The sequence below is a fragment of the Lysobacter sp. 2RAF19 genome (assembly GCF_052115395.1).
In the GTDB taxonomy this organism is placed as follows: domain Bacteria; phylum Pseudomonadota; class Gammaproteobacteria; order Xanthomonadales; family Xanthomonadaceae; genus Noviluteimonas.
In genome coordinates this window covers 135860-151006 of sequence record NZ_JBFRGO010000001.1, presented here as the reverse complement: position 1 = coordinate 151006, position 15147 = coordinate 135860, and the positions used below count along the sequence as shown (strand labels likewise).

The window sequence follows — 15147 nt, the reverse complement described above, 5'->3', positions numbered from 1 at the left end:
ACCATCAAATCAGAAATCGAAACCGAACGAGAGCTTGTAGGTGCGCGGCACTTCGCGGTGGTTGAAACCATTCACTTCGCCGAAGTTCGTGTTGATGTCCGGCGCCGGGCCGCCACGCCAGGTGTCGTAGTCCGTCCAGCTGCGCCAGTTGAACACGTTGAGCACATCCACGCGGATCCACGGACGCAGGCTGGTGCCCGTCTCCACCGACTTCTTGATCGCCAGGTCCAGTTCCTTGTAACCGTAGTCGGTATCCGGAATGAACGAATCGAAGAAGCAGTTGTTGAAGCTCGTGGTGTCGTGGCAGTTCGTCGAATCCTTCGGATACGAACTGGCCAGCGTCAGCTTTCCGGAGAACTGCATGTCCCAGATGATGTCGGCGAAGCCGCTCACCACCAGGCGGTTCTTCGGCACGCCCACCGAGGTCTGGAACGGCTGGTTGTCGAGATTCGGATAATCGAACAGGTAGTGTTCGTCCGAATCGGCGGCGTTGAAGCGGTTTTCCGTGGCGTCGCTGTAGGTGTAGGCGATCGACACCGACCACGGCGAATCCGTGCTGTATCCCTTCTCCAGCCCGAGCAGGAACTGGTTCAGGCGCGTCTCGATGCCGTTGTCGGCCTTGATGAGCGTGCCATAGCCCGGAATCGGGAAGCCCCACGGCTGGTTGCCCCACGTCGCGCCCGGAACCGACGGATCGCGGAAGCTGCCGTCCGGCCAGCGATTGCCGAGCGAGAACACGATGCCATCGTGGCTGCGGATGTGCACGACCGTCGTCGACAGTGTCCAGTCCTGGCCCAGGATGCCGAAGGTGTTGCGCATGCCGAGGCTGAACTGGTCGGAGTACGGCGTCTTCAGGTCGTTGTTGATCAGGTTGACCTCGGCGCCGAGGTTCGGGTTGTTCGCGACGAACGCATCGAGTGTCGCCGGGTTGAGATACGAGTCATCCCAGGCCACGCAGTTGCCATCGCCCACGGTGCACGGATGCAGCGGTGTGTTGAAGCGGATCTCGTAGGTCGGGAAGCTGCTCTTGGACTGTTCGAGTTGCAGGTAGTCCCACAGGTTGCGGTCGTAGGTGCGGCCCGCGCCACCGAACAGCACGTGGCGCTCATCGCCGCCGAAGTCGTAGGAGAAGCCCAGGCGCGGCGCCCAGTTGTTCGTATCGGGGTCGCGGTTGTTGCCGGTGCTGATGTAGTTCTCGATGTTGTAGTCGACGTTCGGGCCGTGGATGTTCGGCCACGCACGCAATGCGGCGGCGATGCCGGCTGGCGTGACGTAGTCTTCCCAACCCGGGTTCTTTTCGTAATCCCAACGCAGGCCGAGGTTCAACAGCAGCTTGTCGGTGACTTGCCAGTCATCCTGGAAGTAGATGCCGAACTGCTTGGCGTCGGTGGTGATGTTGCGGTCGCCGTAACCGGGCACGAGCGCGCCGAACTGCGTGCGCCACGGTGTCATCTCGGCCAGGTCGTCGTTGCCCAGTGCGAGCTGTTCGCCGAGGTCGATCGAATATTGCGGGTTGTAGGGCTGCTGTTCGAAGGCCTGGATCTCCACGGCCTTGAACTTCACGCCCGCCTTGACGGTGTGGTTCTCCCAACCGAACCAGCTGAAGTCGTCCTGGATCGACCAACCCTTCTGGCCCTTTTGCTGGAAATCGCGGCCGCCGCCGATGTTGAGGATCGCGCCGTCGAACGGCGTCTGGACCGTGCCGGTGAAGCGATAGCCCGGGCCCGAATTGGTGGCGATCGGCGCCCAGCTCTCGTCTTCGTAGGTCAGGTGCGCATCGTTCAACCAGTTGTCCTGGTTGTACTGCCAGCGCAAGTCGCCACGCGTGCTGTCGTTGTCCTTCGTCGTCGAGTAATCGTAAGTGTCCGCGCCGCCGATGCCGGTGATTTCCGATTCGTTGCGCTTCTTCAGCGAGAGCTCGACCAGGTTGTCGCCGGTCGGCTGCCACGTCACCTTGCCGAACCAGAGGTCTTCGCTGAAGGGCGAGGCAGACGGCGCGGTGTACGGAATCAGGAAGCCGGGCAACGGAAAGGCGGTCTGGCCCGGCGTGATCGTGCGCGGACTGTCGATCGACTTGCCTTCGTAGGCCACGAAGTAGAACAGGCGATCCTTGAGGATCGGGCCGCCAAGCGACATGCCGTACTGGTCGGTCGCCGTATCCGATTCAACGCCCGCTTCTTCCTCGGCCTTGGTCATCGAACGCCAATGGTCGGACGTGCGGTCGTAGAACACCGAACCGCCGAATTCGTTCGTGCCCGACTTGGTCACCGCGGTGATCGCCGCGCTGCTGATCTGGTCGTACTCGGCCTTGTAGTTGGAGGTGATGACCTTGTACTCGCCGATGGCCACCTGCGGGAAGGGATTGCCGCGCGAGGAATCCTGGCCGCTGATGCCGCCCTTGAGCACGTAGTTCTTCTGGCCCACGCCGTCGATGAAGACGTTGATGCCGTTGGAGTTCTGCGCGCCGCTGCGCAGCTTCGTGGAGTCGTCGGCGCCGCGTTCGAACGTCACGCCCGGCACGGTGTCGGCGAAGGACAGGAAGTTGCGGCTGGATTGCGGCAACGCTTCGATCTGCTGCTGCGTCACGTTCGTCGCGACTTCCGAGGTGCGCACTTCCGGCAACGGCGCGCCGACGACTTCGACGGCTTCCAGTTGTGTGGGGCCTGCGGGCGCGGCACCGACGTTGAGATAGGCATTCTGCGCGACAGCCAGCGTCACAGTGCGCGTGGTACCGCCTTGCGAAGTCACGCTGTACGTGCCCGGCGGCAGGCCCGCGAGTGTGTATCTGCCGCTGGCGTCGGCTTGCACCGTGCGCACCAGGCCAGTCTTGGTGTTGGTCGCGGTGACCGGTGCGGAGGCGACGGCCTGGCCGCGCAACGTGGCCGAGGTGCTCTGCGCATAAACCGCGGGCGCGCCGACGGCGAGCGCCGCGGCGAGCGCGCATGCGAGCAGTCGCGGCGTGGGGCGATGTTGGATACGAGGCTTCATTGGATTCTCTCCCTGCAGAGTGCGTTGGTTCGACATTCGAAAACGGGGCGACGCGTTGGGGGAGCGCAATCTCAGGAACTGTCGCGGCGATGCGCGGCGCCGCGGCGTTGGGTGGATTGCCGCGCGGTCAGGTGCGGAGCAATGAGCGTGGCTTGTTCGGTCGGTTGCGCGGGAACTTCGCGGCCCGCAAGCAGCGTGCGCAGCGCGCGGCCGCCGAGTTGTGCGATGTCGACGGAGATCGTCGTCAGCGAGGGATGGACGTAGCGTGCGAGCGGGATGTCGTCGAAGCCGGCGACGGCGATGTCGTCGGGCACGGTCAAGCCCGCCTGGTGGAACGCGAACAACACGCCGAGCGCGGTCATGTCGTTGGCCGCGAACACCGCATCGGGGCGCGGATCCATCTTGAGGACTGCATGGCCCGCGGCATGGCCGGAGGATTCGTCGAACACGCCCTGCAACACGATCGGTTGCGCATCGGGCAGCAGCTGAGCCAATGCATCGGTGTAACCGCGCAGGCGTTCGTCGGCGTCGAAGTTGTCCTTCGGCCCGGTGACGAAGGCAATGCGGCGATACCCGTTGTCGACCAGGTGCGCGACCATCTCGCGCGCGCCGCCGTAGTTGTCGATGCGCAAGGTGCCCAGCCCCACGCCGGTGAGATGCGAGTTGATCAGCACCGCGGGCTGCGACTGGCCCAGTTCGCTGGCCAGCGCCTGGCTGTCGAGGAAAGGCGAAAGCACGAGCAATCCATCGACGCGTCCGCGCATCGCGCGCAGTGCCGTGCCTTGTTCGTCGGGATGGCCGTGGTAACTGGAGACGAGCAGATGCAGGTCGTGCTCGCGCGCGACGACGTCGATGCCGCGCATCAATTCGGAGAAGAACTCGCCGTGCAGATCGGGAAGGACGACACCGATGGTGCGCGTGCGGCGACTACTGAGGCTGCGCGCGGCGTGGTGCGGGACGTACTTGAGCTCCTTCGCGGCGTCCAGGACGCGCTCGCGCACGGTGCTGGCCACGTTCTGCTGGCCGTTGAGCGCGCGCGAGACGGTGGCCACCGATACCTGGGCCAGCCGCGCTACGTCGCGAATCGTGACAACGTCTCCCATCGCCGCCCCGCAAGTTCGTCCGTGGCTGGAATGTAAACGTTTTCACAAGGGACTGTAAACGTCGTGTAAAGAGGCGAGGACTTGCTGCATTGCAGCAAGCTCAGCCGTTGTCTTCGCCCGGCGTGCGCGCGCGAATCGACAGCGCGTGGATATCGGTCTCCATCATCTGGCCCAGCGCCGCATACACCTTTCTATGGCGTGCCAGGGGAAGCAGGCCGGCGAAGGCGTCGCTCACGATGTCGACATCGAAGTGCCCGCGCCCGTCGCGTGCGCCGGCATGGCCTGCGTGGCGGGCGCTGTCGTCGACGACCTGAAGCGACTGCGGCGACAGCGCGGCCTCGAGCAGACTCCGGATGCGTTCGACCCGGGTCACGGCAGCGTGGGCTTGAACGGGCGCACGTCGACGCGGTGGTAGACGCCGGCTTCGACGTAAGGATCGGTATCGGCCCAGGCGCGCGCGGCTTCCAGGGACTCGAACTCGGCCACGATGATGCTGCCGCTGTAACCGGCCGGGCCCGGGTCTTCGGCATCGATCGCCGGGCACGGGCCGGCGAGCAGCAACCGCCCCTCGTCCCGCAGCGCCAGCAGCCGCGCGACGTGCGCGGGGCGGGCCTGGAGGCGGCGTTCCAGCACGCCGGGGCCGTCATGTCCTTCGATCGCGTACCACATCCGGATGCTCCTGCCGTTGGTGCGTTTGGTGAAAAGGGGATTGTAAGTGGTGGACAGCCCTCGCCCGCCCCCGTAACCTTGGGGTCAATGATTCGGTGCCGCGCGCGACGCGGCCCGCGCGACCCCGGCACCCGACCGCAAATCGACCGACAGTCGACCGACAGTCAAACGGGGTCCCCCCAGCAAGCGACTTTGAGTTCCGCGGCTGCGCACGGCCCCGCCGTCCGCGCTGCATTGCTCCACCCGGTGGCCTCGAGGGGGCCGCATAACGCATGTCCGACGAACCGAGCGTGCCCGCGCCCGAAGGCGAACCCGCCAACGGCGCGCACCCGCAAACACACAATCCGACGCACCCGCAGCAGCAGGAAATGCCGCTGGCGATGGTGCTCGGCCAGCCGGTCCTGCAGATTCCGCAGGACCTGTACATCCCGCCGGATGCGCTCGAGGTCATCCTCGATGCCTTCGAAGGGCCGCTGGACCTGTTGCTGTACCTGATCCGCCGCCAGAACCTGGACATCCTCGACATCCCGGTCGCCTCGATCACGCGCCAGTACGTCGACTACATCCAGGCGATGCACGAGATGCGCTTCGAGCTCGCCGCCGAATACCTGGTGATGGCCGCGATCCTGGCCGAGATCAAGTCGCGCATGCTCCTTCCGCGCCCGCCGAGCGAGGAAGGCCTGGAAGACGACCCGCGCGCCGACCTCGTGCGCCGCCTGCAGGAATACGAACGCTTCAAGCAGGCCGCCGAAGACCTCGACGCCCTGCCCCGCCAGGACCGCGACACCGTCCCGGTGGCGGCCTTCGTGCCGGACCGTGCGTCGGTGAAGCTGCCGCCGCCGGTGGACCTGCGCGAAATGCTGCTGGCGCTGGGCGACGTGCTCAAGCGCGCCGAGTTGTTCACGCAGCATGCGATCAAGCGCGACGCACTCAGCGTGCGCCAGCGCATGGGCGAGTTGCTCGAGCGCATGGACGATGGCCAGTTCCACCGCTTCGAAACCTTGTTCACCGTGCAGGAAGGCAAGCTCGGGGTGGTGGTCACCTTCCTCGCGCTGCTCACCCTGGCCAAGGAACAATTGGTCGAGATCGTGCAGGAATACACCGACACCAGCCGTCCGAGCGACGCGCACGGCGACACGCCGGCCCGCGCCCTCGCCCCGATCTACGTCAAGTCCCTCGCCGTGGGCGAAGGCACGCCCGATGCCCTCCAACTGACGAGCGAGTTCGACGAAGAACCCGCCGCCGCGAACGATTCCCGCGCATGACTCCAATGGACCAGAGCTTCATCACCCGCATCGTCGAAGCCGCGCTGATGGCGGCCAACCAGCCGCTGACGCTCGCGCAGTTGCACGCGCTGTTCTCGCTGGACGATCCGGCGCCCGACGGCGCGGTCGAACAGGCGCTGGAAACGCTGCGCGAAGCCTGCGCCGACCGCGGCGTCGAACTGGTCGAGCTGGCTTCCGGCTTCCGCTTCCAGGTCAAGGCCGACGTGCACCCGTGGGTCGCGCGCCTGTGGACCGAACGCCAGACGCGCTACACCCGCGCCACGCTGGAAACCCTCGCGCTGATCGCCTATCGCCAGCCGATCACGCGCGGCGAAATCGAACAGGTCCGCGGCGTGGCCGTGAACAGCAACATCATCAAGGCGCTCGAGGAACGCGAATGGATCCGCGTCGTCGGCCATCGCGACGTCCCGGGCAAGCCGGCCCTGTTCGGCACGACCAAGGGCTTCCTCGACTACTTCGGCCTCAAGCGCCTCGACGAACTCCCGCCGCTGTCCGAACTCAAGGACCTCGGCGAGCTCGAACCGCAATTCCAGTTCGAACCCGAAGCCGGCCCGCAGGCCGCACTCCCCCCCGAACAGGTCGCTTCCGAACCGGATGCCCCTGTCCCCCACGACGAAGCGGAAACTGAAGAAGACACCGCGGACGTCACCGAAGATGACGACGCCCAGATGGCCTCGTCGGAGCAGACACAATGAGTGATCAAGAACGCCGCAAGCTTTCCCTCAAGCGCGGCGCCTCCCCCGAACAACCCGCCGACGCCCCGCGCATCGAGGAACGCCTGCACAAGGTTCTCGCGCAGGCCGGCCTCGGCTCGCGCCGCGCGCTCGAACAGCGCATCGCCGATGGCCTGGTCAAGGTCAACGGCGCCATCGCCCAGGTGGGCATGAGCATCACCGGCGGCGACAAGATCGAAATCGACGGACGCACCTTCGTCGCCACCGCGCTCACCGAACCGGCGCGCGTGCTGATCTACAACAAGCCCGAAGGCGAAGTCACCACCCGCGAAGACCCCGAAGGCCGCCCGACGATCTTCGAATCGCTGCCCTCGCTCAAGGGCGCGCGCTGGATCGCGATCGGCCGCCTGGACATCAACACCACCGGCCTGCTGCTGCTCACCACCGACGGCGAGCTGGCCAACGCGATGATGCATCCCTCCTACGAGATCGAACGCGAGTACGTCTGCCGCGTGCGTCCGCCGGAAGGCGAAGAGGAAGTGTCGGAGAAGCTGGTCGACCGCCTGCGTCGCGGCGTCGCGCTGGAAGACGGCCCGGCGAAGTTCGACGAAATCACCAAGGTCAGCGGCGGCGAAGACCAGTCGCACGATTGGTATCGCGTGCTGCTGAAGGAAGGCCGCAATCGCGAAGTGCGCCGCCTGTGGGAATCGCAGGGCTGCCAGGTGTCGCGCCTCAAGCGCATCCGCTACGGCGATGTCTCGCTGCCGCAGCCGCTGCTGCGCGGCCAGTCGCAGGAACTGGCGCCCGACAAGGTCGCCACCTTGCGCGGCAAGCTCGGCCTGGAAGACGGCACGCCCTCTTCGCTGACGCTGATGCCGGTCATCGGCCAGCGCAAGGCGGCGAAGTCGACGCTGCATTTCGGCGGCGCGCGCACCGCGGGCTACGTCAGCGGGCACAACACCGCCGATGAAGGTCGCGAGCTGCGTCGTTTCGACCACGTGCGCGAAGATCGCCGCGGTGGCCGCGGCGGCAAGAAGCCGCACGGTGGCCTGACGGTCAGCGGCGAAGCAGCCGCCAACGCCGGCAACAAGGCGTTCAAGCCCAAGGGCCCGCGCCAGCAGGGCCAGCGCATGCGTCCGGGCGAACAACGCGATGCGGGCAACCCCGCCGCGTTCCGCACCTGGTACGTGCCCGAAGGCGTCGACACCGGTCCGACCGGCCACAAGAATCCCGACGGCGCGCGCGGTCCGCGCAAGCCGTACGGCCCGAAGCCCGGCGGCGCAGGCAAGCCCGGTGGTGGTGGCAGGCCCGGTGGCGGCGGCGGCAACAAGTTCGGTGGTCCGAATGCGAATCGCGGCGGTGGGCAGCCGCGTCCGTTCGGCGATCGCGACGGCAATCGCGCGGGCCCCGCGCGTCCGTTCGGCGAGCGCGATGGCAATCGTCCGAATCGCAGCGGCGGCGCCGGTGCGCGTCCTTACGGGCATCCGGGCAATGCGCCCTCGTTCCCGTCGGATCACGCCAATCCCGGCAGCTTCAACCCGTACGGCGACAAGCCGCGCGCGCCGCGTCCGGGCGGTCCCCGTCCTGGCGGCCCGCGTCCGGCTGGCCCGGGTGGTCCGCGTCCCGGTGGCGCGCGTCCGGGTGGTCAGCGCCCCGGTGGCCCGCGTCCGGGCGGTCCGCGCCCCGGTGGTCCGCGTGGTGGTGGTCGCCCCGGCGGCGGTCGTCACAGCGGCGGTTGATCCGACGCGTTGAATGAAAAAGAAGGGCGCGCAGGCGCCCTTCTTCGTTTTCGCTTCACATGCGTTTCGTCGTCACTTCGCGCAGCGCGCGAACACTGCGCGCATGGACCATGACCTCATCGTCGTCGGCGCGAGTTTCGCCGGCGCAGCCTGCGCACTCGCCGCCGCGCAATCGGGTTTGCGCGTGTGCGTACTCGAACGCAAGGCCGACCCCGGCGACAAGCTGCGCACCACCGGCATCATCGTGAAGGAGGCCGCCGAGCGCACGCTGCTCGGCGAGTTGCCATCGCATCTCACGCGACGCGTCGAACGCGTGCAGTTGTACGCGCCGAACCTCAAACAAGTCGCGCTCGCCGCGCCCGGCAGTTATTTCCTCACCACCGATACGCCCGGCGTCATGCGCTGGCTCGCCGATCAGTTGCGCGCGAATGGCGTCGACCTGCGCCTTGCCACCAGCTTCCGCGACGCTACGCGCGTCGGCGATCGATGGCACGTCGAAGGCGCGGGCCGCGCGCGCTTCCTCGTCGGCGCCGATGGTGCGCGTTCGCGCGTCGCCGAGACTTGCGGACTCGGGCGCGTGCGCGGTTTCCTCTACGGAATCGAATACGAATTCCCGCACGCGCGTCTCGCCGATCCCGATGCGTTGCATTGCTTCATCAGCAAACGCCACGCGCCCGGTTACATCGGTTGGATCGCGCAAAACCCCGGCGGCGTGCAAGCGGGCCTGGCCTTGCGACACGATCCGGCGAACGTGCGCGTGCCCGACCTCGATACATTTCTGTTGCGCGTCGGCCAGGCCGGCGGCCTGCCCTTGCGATTGACGCCCGGCCCCACGCGCGCAGGACTGATTCCATGCAGCGGCCCGGTGTGGCCGCTCGCGCGCGACGGTGCCATCCTGACCGGCGATGCTGCGGGGATCGTCTCGCCCGTGACTGCCGGCGGCATCCGCGCATCCTGGGAACATGCATGGACCGTCGGCCGCGCGATCGCCGCGCATTTGCGCCAAGGCGGGCCTGCGCCGGAAGCCGTCGCGATCGACGCCGCGCCGCGCTTCCGCACCAAGCGCGCCTTGCGTTGGGCCTACGACCGCATGCCCCTCGACTGGCCCTTCGACCTGCTGCTCTCCGCGCCGCCCGTCCGATGGGCCGCCGAACGCGTGTATTTCGGCTGACGCGCCGAAAAATCGCGGGCGTATGATCCGGCCCATGGCCGCACACGCGCCATCGGAGCTGCAGTCGGCACTCGCCGCGATCGCACGCGCGATCGCCGATTCGCTGGAAGTGCGCGCGGTGTGGGACGCCGTCGCCGATGCCTGCCGCGCGGTCGTGCCTTTCGACGCGATGGGCATCGTGAAGCTCGAACCGGGCGGCACGGTGCGCGCCGTCGCCGCCGCCGGCGAAGACGACGTCAAACAACTCGAAGGCGCGGTGTTCCCGCGCGCCGGGTTTTCGCCCGCCCTGTGGCCCGATGCCGACCGCTTCCTCGTCGTCATCCAGGACGCGCAATCCGAACTGGACCTGGCCTATCCGCTCGACCGGCTCACGCTCGAGCGCGGCTATCGCGCGATCCTGCGCGCGCCGCTGCAACACCGCGATCGGCGCCTGGGCTCGGTGCTGTTGGTGTCGCGCACGCCCGGGCGATTCACGCAATCGCACGGGGAAGCGCTGCTGGTGATCGCCGAACTCGCGTCGCTTGCATTGGCGCACGAAGGCCTTGCGCGCACGCTCGCCGACGAAACGCGCCGCAGCGCCGCCGCGCGCGAACACGCATCGCAACTCGAACGCCGAGTACAAGCCCTCGCCGAAGAACTCGATGCACGCAGCGCGCACCGCACCCTGGGTCGTTCGCGGCGTTGGCGCGAAGTGCTCGAACTCGCGACCAAAGTCGCGCCCACCGAAACGACGGTGCTGCTCTCCGGCGAATCCGGTACGGGCAAGGAAGTCATCGCGCGTTTCATCCATCGCGAATCCACGCGTCGCAAAGGCCCGTTCATCGCGCTCAATTGCGCGGCGCTGCCGGAACAACTGTTGGAGTCGGAACTGTTCGGCCACGACCGCGGCGCCTTCACCGGCGCGCAGTCCGCGCACCCGGGCAAGCTCGAACAGGCGGCCGGCGGCGTGCTGTTCCTCGACGAAGTGGCCGAGATGAGCCCGACCGTGCAGGCCAAATTCCTGCGCGTGCTGCAGGAGCGCGAATATCAGCGCCTTGGCGGAACGCGCACCCTGCGCGCCGATGTGCGCGTGCTCGCCGCCACCCATCGCGACCTGCAATCGGCGATCGCCAACGGCACCTTCCGCGAAGACCTCTTCTATCGCCTGGCGGTGTTCGACATCGCGCTGCCGCCCTTGCGCGAACGCCGCGAAGACATTCCGCTGCTGGTCGAAGCCTTCCTGCACGAAGTGGGCCAGAGCATCGGCCGCCCTGCGGCGGGCGTGAGCGATGAAGCCGTCGCCGCGCTGACCGGTTACGCCTGGCCCGGCAACGTGCGCGAATTACGCAACGCGATCGAACGCGCGGTGATCCTCAGCGAAGGCGGGATGATCACCGCCGAGCACTTGCCGATCGGCATCGCCGCCGCGAAACCCGCCGTGCCCATCGTGCGCATCGCCCCGTCGCAATCGCTGGGCGATACGGAGCGCCTGATGATCGAAGAGGCGCTCGAACGCGCGGGACGCAACAAGTCGGAGGCCGCGCGCCTGCTCGGGATCACGCGCGCGCAACTGCGTTCGCGCATCGAGAAGCACGGACTGGCCTGAGCGTTGGCGCGAAATCGCCAACTGGCGATCGACAGCCACCATCGCGCGCCACGTGGGACGCAAGACTCCTGCGACATCAACGACTTGCGCGTTGGCACGCCGCGTGCGTGGACACAGGCATTCCCCCATGGAGTGCCGATGTGCCCCGCCCCCGTTCCCTCGCCTTGCTGGCCGCTGCGTTGTTGCTGCCGTCCGCCGCGTTCGCGCAGGACCGCTTCGACGATCCCTCCGATGCCTGGCAATTCCGCGCCAGCCTGTACGCCTTCGTGCCGAAGGTCGGCGGCGACGCACGCCTGCCCAGCGGCGGCGAACGCGCGTTGTACCTCAGCGCCGACGATCTGATTTCGCATACCGATGCCGCCGGCATGGCGACCTTCGAAGTCCGCAAGGGCCGTTGGGGCGCATTCGGCGATGTTGTCGCGATGGACCTCGGGCAGCACGTCAACGGCACGCGCAGTCTCCTCGCCGGCCGCATGCCACTGCCGCCAGGCACATATGCGAATGCGTCGCTCGACATCGAAGCCGTCGCCTTCACCGTCGCCGGCACCTATCGCGTGCTCGAACGCGAGAACGCGAACATCGATCTGCTCGCCGGTGGCCGCTTGCTCGATGCGACGGTGAAGCTCGATTGGGATTTCAACAGCGATGTCGTCGGCACGCTGCGCACCGGATCGAGCGAAGTCGGTCATTCAAGTTGGGACGGCATCTTCGGCGCGAAGGGCCGCATGTCCTTCGGTGAACGCAAGCAATGGTTCGTGCCCTGGTACGTCGACGCCGGCACCGGCGCCAGCGACCTGACCTGGAATGCGAGCGCGGGCATCGGCTACGCCGCGCATTGGGGCGAGGTGTTCGTCACCTATCGCCGCCTGGACTACGACTTCGGCAACGACCGGCATATCGCCGACCTGGCTTTCTCCGGCCCGACGCTCGGCGTCGCGTTCGATTGGTAAACACAGGAGCCACCACGATGAACAAGCAACGCATCGACGTCCACCATCACTTCATGCCGCCCGAATTCCTCGCGTACCTGGCCAAACAGGGCGCGCACTGGACGGGTGGCCCGCCGATCCCCGACTGGAGCGTGCAGATCGCCAAGGACACGATGGCGCGCAATGGCATCGCGCAGGCGGTCGGTTCGGTCGTGCCGAGCGTCTCGCTCTACGACACCGCGGCCGCCGTGCATTGGGCACGCCATTGCAACGAATTCATGGCGCGCATCGTGCAGGACGACCCGCAGATGTTCGGCGCCTTCGCCACGATGCCATTGCCCGACACAAACGCCGCGCTGCAGGAACTGGCGTACGCGATGGACGTGCTCAAGCTCGATGGCGTGCAGCTCTTCAGCAGCTTCGGCAACCGTTATCCCGGCAATCCGGAGTTCGAAGAATTCTTCCAGGAACTCGACCGCCGCAAGGCCACCGTGCACATCCACCCGAACACCGTCGTGCCCGGCGCGATCGTGCCGAAACTCACGATGCCCTGGGGCATCGTCGAATTCCTGCTCGACACGTCGCGTGCGGTCGCCAACCTGATCTTCAGCGGCACGATGGATCGCTACCCGAACATCAAGTACATCCTCTCGCATGCGGGCGGCACGATCCCCTATCTGCCCTTCCGCCTGGAAATGAGCCGCATCGAGCTGCCAGGCCTTTCCGCGCGCGCCACGCAACCGATCGAGCATTACCTGCGTGCGCTGTACTACGACACCGCCCTGTCCACGCACCCGGCGACACTGTCGGCGCTCACGCGCGTGGCAGGCCCCGGCCATGTGTTGTACGGCAGCGATTGGCCGATGGTGCCGGAGACGGCGGTGATCGCGGAGAACACATTGCTCGACGCCAGCCCGATTCTCGATGCGGCAACGAGCCATGCCATCGAACGCGGCAACGCCGAAGCGTTGTTCCCGCGGTTCGCGAAGACCAGCGCCGCCGCTGCCTGATGTGTCGAATGCCCTACTTCAGCGCGAACGCATCGGCATCCAGCATCGCCGGGAACCGCTCGCGATGCGCCAGCAATTCACGCGCAGGCAAACGCGTCGTCACCACCACCTCTTCGTCCGCCGCTTCGCTCAAGGGTTGCCCGAGGAAATCCAGCACCGCGCTCTCGCCGTCGTATTTCAGTCCATTGCCGTCCACGCCGACGCGGTTGAGGCCCGCGACGAAGCACAGGTTCTCGATCGCCCGCGCCCGCAGCAACGTGCGCCATGCATAGCTGCGGGCGGCCGGCCAATTCGCCACGTACACCAGCAAGTCGTAATCCAGGCCCTGCGGACGTTCGACATCGAAGCGATTGCGCGAGAACACCGGGAAGCGCAGGTCGTAGCAAACCAAGGGACAGATGCGCCAACCCTTGAACTCGATCGTCATGCGATCGTGGCCGGCGGCGTAACGTTCGTGTTCCTTCGCATAGCGGAACAGGTGGCGCTTGTCGTACGTCGACAGCGCGCCATCGGGCGTGACGAAGCACAAACGGTTGTAGACGCCGTCGCCGTCGCGGATCTGCACGCTGCCGCAGATCGCCGCGTCGATCTTCGCCGCCTGCTCGCGCAGCCAATCGATCGTCGGCCCGTCCATCGTTTCGGCCTGCGTGATCGCGTCGTTGCTGAAACCACTGGTGAAGGTTTCCGGCAACAGGACCAGGTCGGTCGTGCCGTGCAGCGGCGCGACCAGATGGCCGTAGTACGTGCGGTTGGCCGCCGGATCGTGCCAGCGGGTATCGCCCTGGACGAGGGAAACGCGGAGATCTTGCATGGAAGTCACGTTACAAGCCCCTTGCGTTAAAGCTTGCGAAGACGTTCGAGCGCCGCATCCAGCGTCGCGTCGTTCTTGGCGAAACACAAGCGCGCCAGGCGTTGGCCCGCCGGCGGCGATTCGTAAAACGGCGACAGCGGAATCGCGGCCACGCCGTGCTCGGTCGTGAGCCAACGGCAGAACGCGAGGTCGTCGAGATCGCTCACCGCCGAATAGTCGACGAGCTGGAAGTAACCACCCGGCACCGGCAGCGGCTTCAACCGAGTCTCGCGCAACTGCGCGGCGAAGCGATCGCGCTTGGCCTGATAGAACGCGCCCAGTTCCAGGTAATGCGCGGGGTCCTGCTCGATCATCTCGGCGAAGGCATGCTGCGCCGGGGCGAAGGTGCAGAACGTGTTGTATTGATGCACCTTGCGGAATTCGGCCGTCAGGGCCGGCGGCGCGATGCAGTAGCCGACCTTCCAGCCCGTGCAGTGATAGGTCTTGCCGAAGCTCGACACGATGAAGGCACGCGCGCGGATGTCGGGATAACGCAGCGCCGATTCATGGCGCGCGCCGTCGAACACGATGTGTTCGTAGACTTCGTCCGACAACAGATACAGGTCGGGGTTGTCGCGCAGGATCGACGCCACTTCCTCCATGTCGGCCTGCGACAGCATCGCGCCCGAGGGATTGTGCGGGCTGTTGATCATCAGCATGCGCGTGCGCGGGGTGATCGCGGCGCGCACCTTCTGCCAATCGGGCGCGAAGGTCTGCGGGTCGAGCGCGACGTGCACCGCCTTGGCTTCGGCGAGTTCGATCGCCGGCTCGTAGCAGTCGTAGCACGGGTCCAAGACGACGACTTCTTCGCCGGCATGCACGAGCGCATGGATCGCATCGAAGATCGCTTCGGTCGCACCCGAGGTGACGGTGATTTCAGTGTCGGCGTCCGGGCGCCAGCCGTACACGCGCTCGGTCTTGTTCGCGATGGCCTGGCGCAGCGCCGGAATGCCCGTCATCGGCGCGTATTGGTTGTGGCCGGCGCGCATCGCGCGGTCCAGGCTTTCGACCAGCAGGACTGGCACGGGGAAATCGGGGAAGCCCTGCCCGAGGTTCACCGCCTTGTGTTCCATGGCGAGCTGGGACATCACCGTAAAGATGGTGGTGCCGACCTTCGGCAGCTTGGTCTTGGGGTGCATGGGC

12 protein-coding genes and 1 pseudogene are annotated in these 15147 nt (G+C 66.7%); 7 read left to right on the top strand and 6 right to left on the bottom strand.

The features are described 5' to 3' along the window. Positions 1 to 9 precede the first annotated feature (9 nt). The 4 genes from AB4059_RS00865 to AB4059_RS00850 form a co-directional block, all read right to left on the bottom strand. The gene (locus tag AB4059_RS00865) at positions 10 to 2988 is read right to left on the bottom strand and encodes a TonB-dependent receptor (protein WP_498975727.1); all 2979 of its coding nucleotides are present in this window, start codon (positions 2986 to 2988) and stop codon (positions 10 to 12) included. Positions 2989 to 3059: 71 nt separating this feature from the next. Then, complete coding sequence (locus AB4059_RS00860) at positions 3060 to 4091, bottom strand: LacI family DNA-binding transcriptional regulator (protein ID WP_498975725.1); 1032 nt, start codon at positions 4089 to 4091, stop codon at positions 3060 to 3062. A gap of 100 nt (positions 4092 to 4191) precedes the next feature. Next, positions 4192 to 4464, bottom strand: a complete 273-nt coding sequence (locus AB4059_RS00855; RefSeq protein WP_498975723.1) for a BolA family protein — start codon at positions 4462 to 4464, stop codon at positions 4192 to 4194. Next, positions 4461 to 4760 carry a YciI family protein gene (locus tag AB4059_RS00850; protein ID WP_498975721.1) on the bottom strand — a complete coding sequence of 100 codons (300 nt, stop codon included), beginning with the start codon at positions 4758 to 4760 and terminating at the stop codon, positions 4461 to 4463. The genes AB4059_RS00855 and AB4059_RS00850 overlap by 4 nt, the downstream gene beginning before the upstream one ends. A gap of 272 nt (positions 4761 to 5032) precedes the next feature. On the opposite strand from AB4059_RS00850, the gene AB4059_RS00845 reads away from it, so the two are divergent. The 7 genes and pseudogenes from AB4059_RS00845 to AB4059_RS00815 all read left to right on the top strand — a co-directional run bounded on the left by AB4059_RS00845 (position 5033) and on the right by AB4059_RS00815 (position 13154). After that, positions 5033 to 6025 (top strand): segregation and condensation protein A, encoded by a 993-nt coding sequence (locus tag AB4059_RS00845; RefSeq protein WP_498975719.1) that lies wholly within the window; start codon positions 5033 to 5035, stop codon positions 6023 to 6025. Positions 6026 to 6030: 5 nt separating this feature from the next. Then, positions 6031 to 6577: pseudogene (gene scpB, locus AB4059_RS00840) on the top strand (SMC-Scp complex subunit ScpB); the annotation flags it as partial. Between the two features lie 160 nt (positions 6578 to 6737). Next, the gene (locus AB4059_RS00835; RefSeq protein ID WP_498975717.1) at positions 6738 to 8459 is read left to right on the top strand and encodes a pseudouridine synthase; all 1722 of its coding nucleotides are present in this window, start codon (positions 6738 to 6740) and stop codon (positions 8457 to 8459) included. Positions 8460 to 8562: 103 nt separating this feature from the next. Further along, positions 8563 to 9630 carry an NAD(P)/FAD-dependent oxidoreductase gene (locus AB4059_RS00830; RefSeq protein ID WP_498975715.1) on the top strand — a complete coding sequence of 356 codons (1068 nt, stop codon included), beginning with the start codon at positions 8563 to 8565 and terminating at the stop codon, positions 9628 to 9630. 34 nt (positions 9631 to 9664) lie between these two features. Beyond that, positions 9665 to 11215, top strand: coding sequence for a sigma-54-dependent Fis family transcriptional regulator (locus AB4059_RS00825; RefSeq protein ID WP_498975713.1), 1551 nt, complete (start codon positions 9665 to 9667; stop codon positions 11213 to 11215). Positions 11216 to 11355: 140 nt separating this feature from the next. Beyond that, complete coding sequence (locus AB4059_RS00820) at positions 11356 to 12165, top strand: hypothetical protein (protein WP_498975711.1); 810 nt, start codon at positions 11356 to 11358, stop codon at positions 12163 to 12165. Positions 12166 to 12182: 17 nt separating this feature from the next. Next, positions 12183 to 13154 carry an amidohydrolase family protein gene (locus AB4059_RS00815; RefSeq protein WP_498975709.1) on the top strand — a complete coding sequence of 324 codons (972 nt, stop codon included), beginning with the start codon at positions 12183 to 12185 and terminating at the stop codon, positions 13152 to 13154. A 13-nt stretch (positions 13155 to 13167) separates the two neighbouring features. Here the strand turns inward: AB4059_RS00815 and AB4059_RS00810 are convergent, their stop codons facing one another. Beyond that, positions 13168 to 13965, bottom strand: coding sequence for an amidohydrolase (locus AB4059_RS00810; protein WP_498975707.1), 798 nt, complete (start codon positions 13963 to 13965; stop codon positions 13168 to 13170). Between the two features lie 26 nt (positions 13966 to 13991). Then, on the bottom strand, positions 13992 to 15143 hold the full coding sequence (locus tag AB4059_RS00805; protein ID WP_498975705.1) for a pyridoxal phosphate-dependent aminotransferase: 1152 nt from the start codon (positions 15141 to 15143) through the stop codon (positions 13992 to 13994). Between the last annotated feature and the right edge of the window lie 4 nt (positions 15144 to 15147).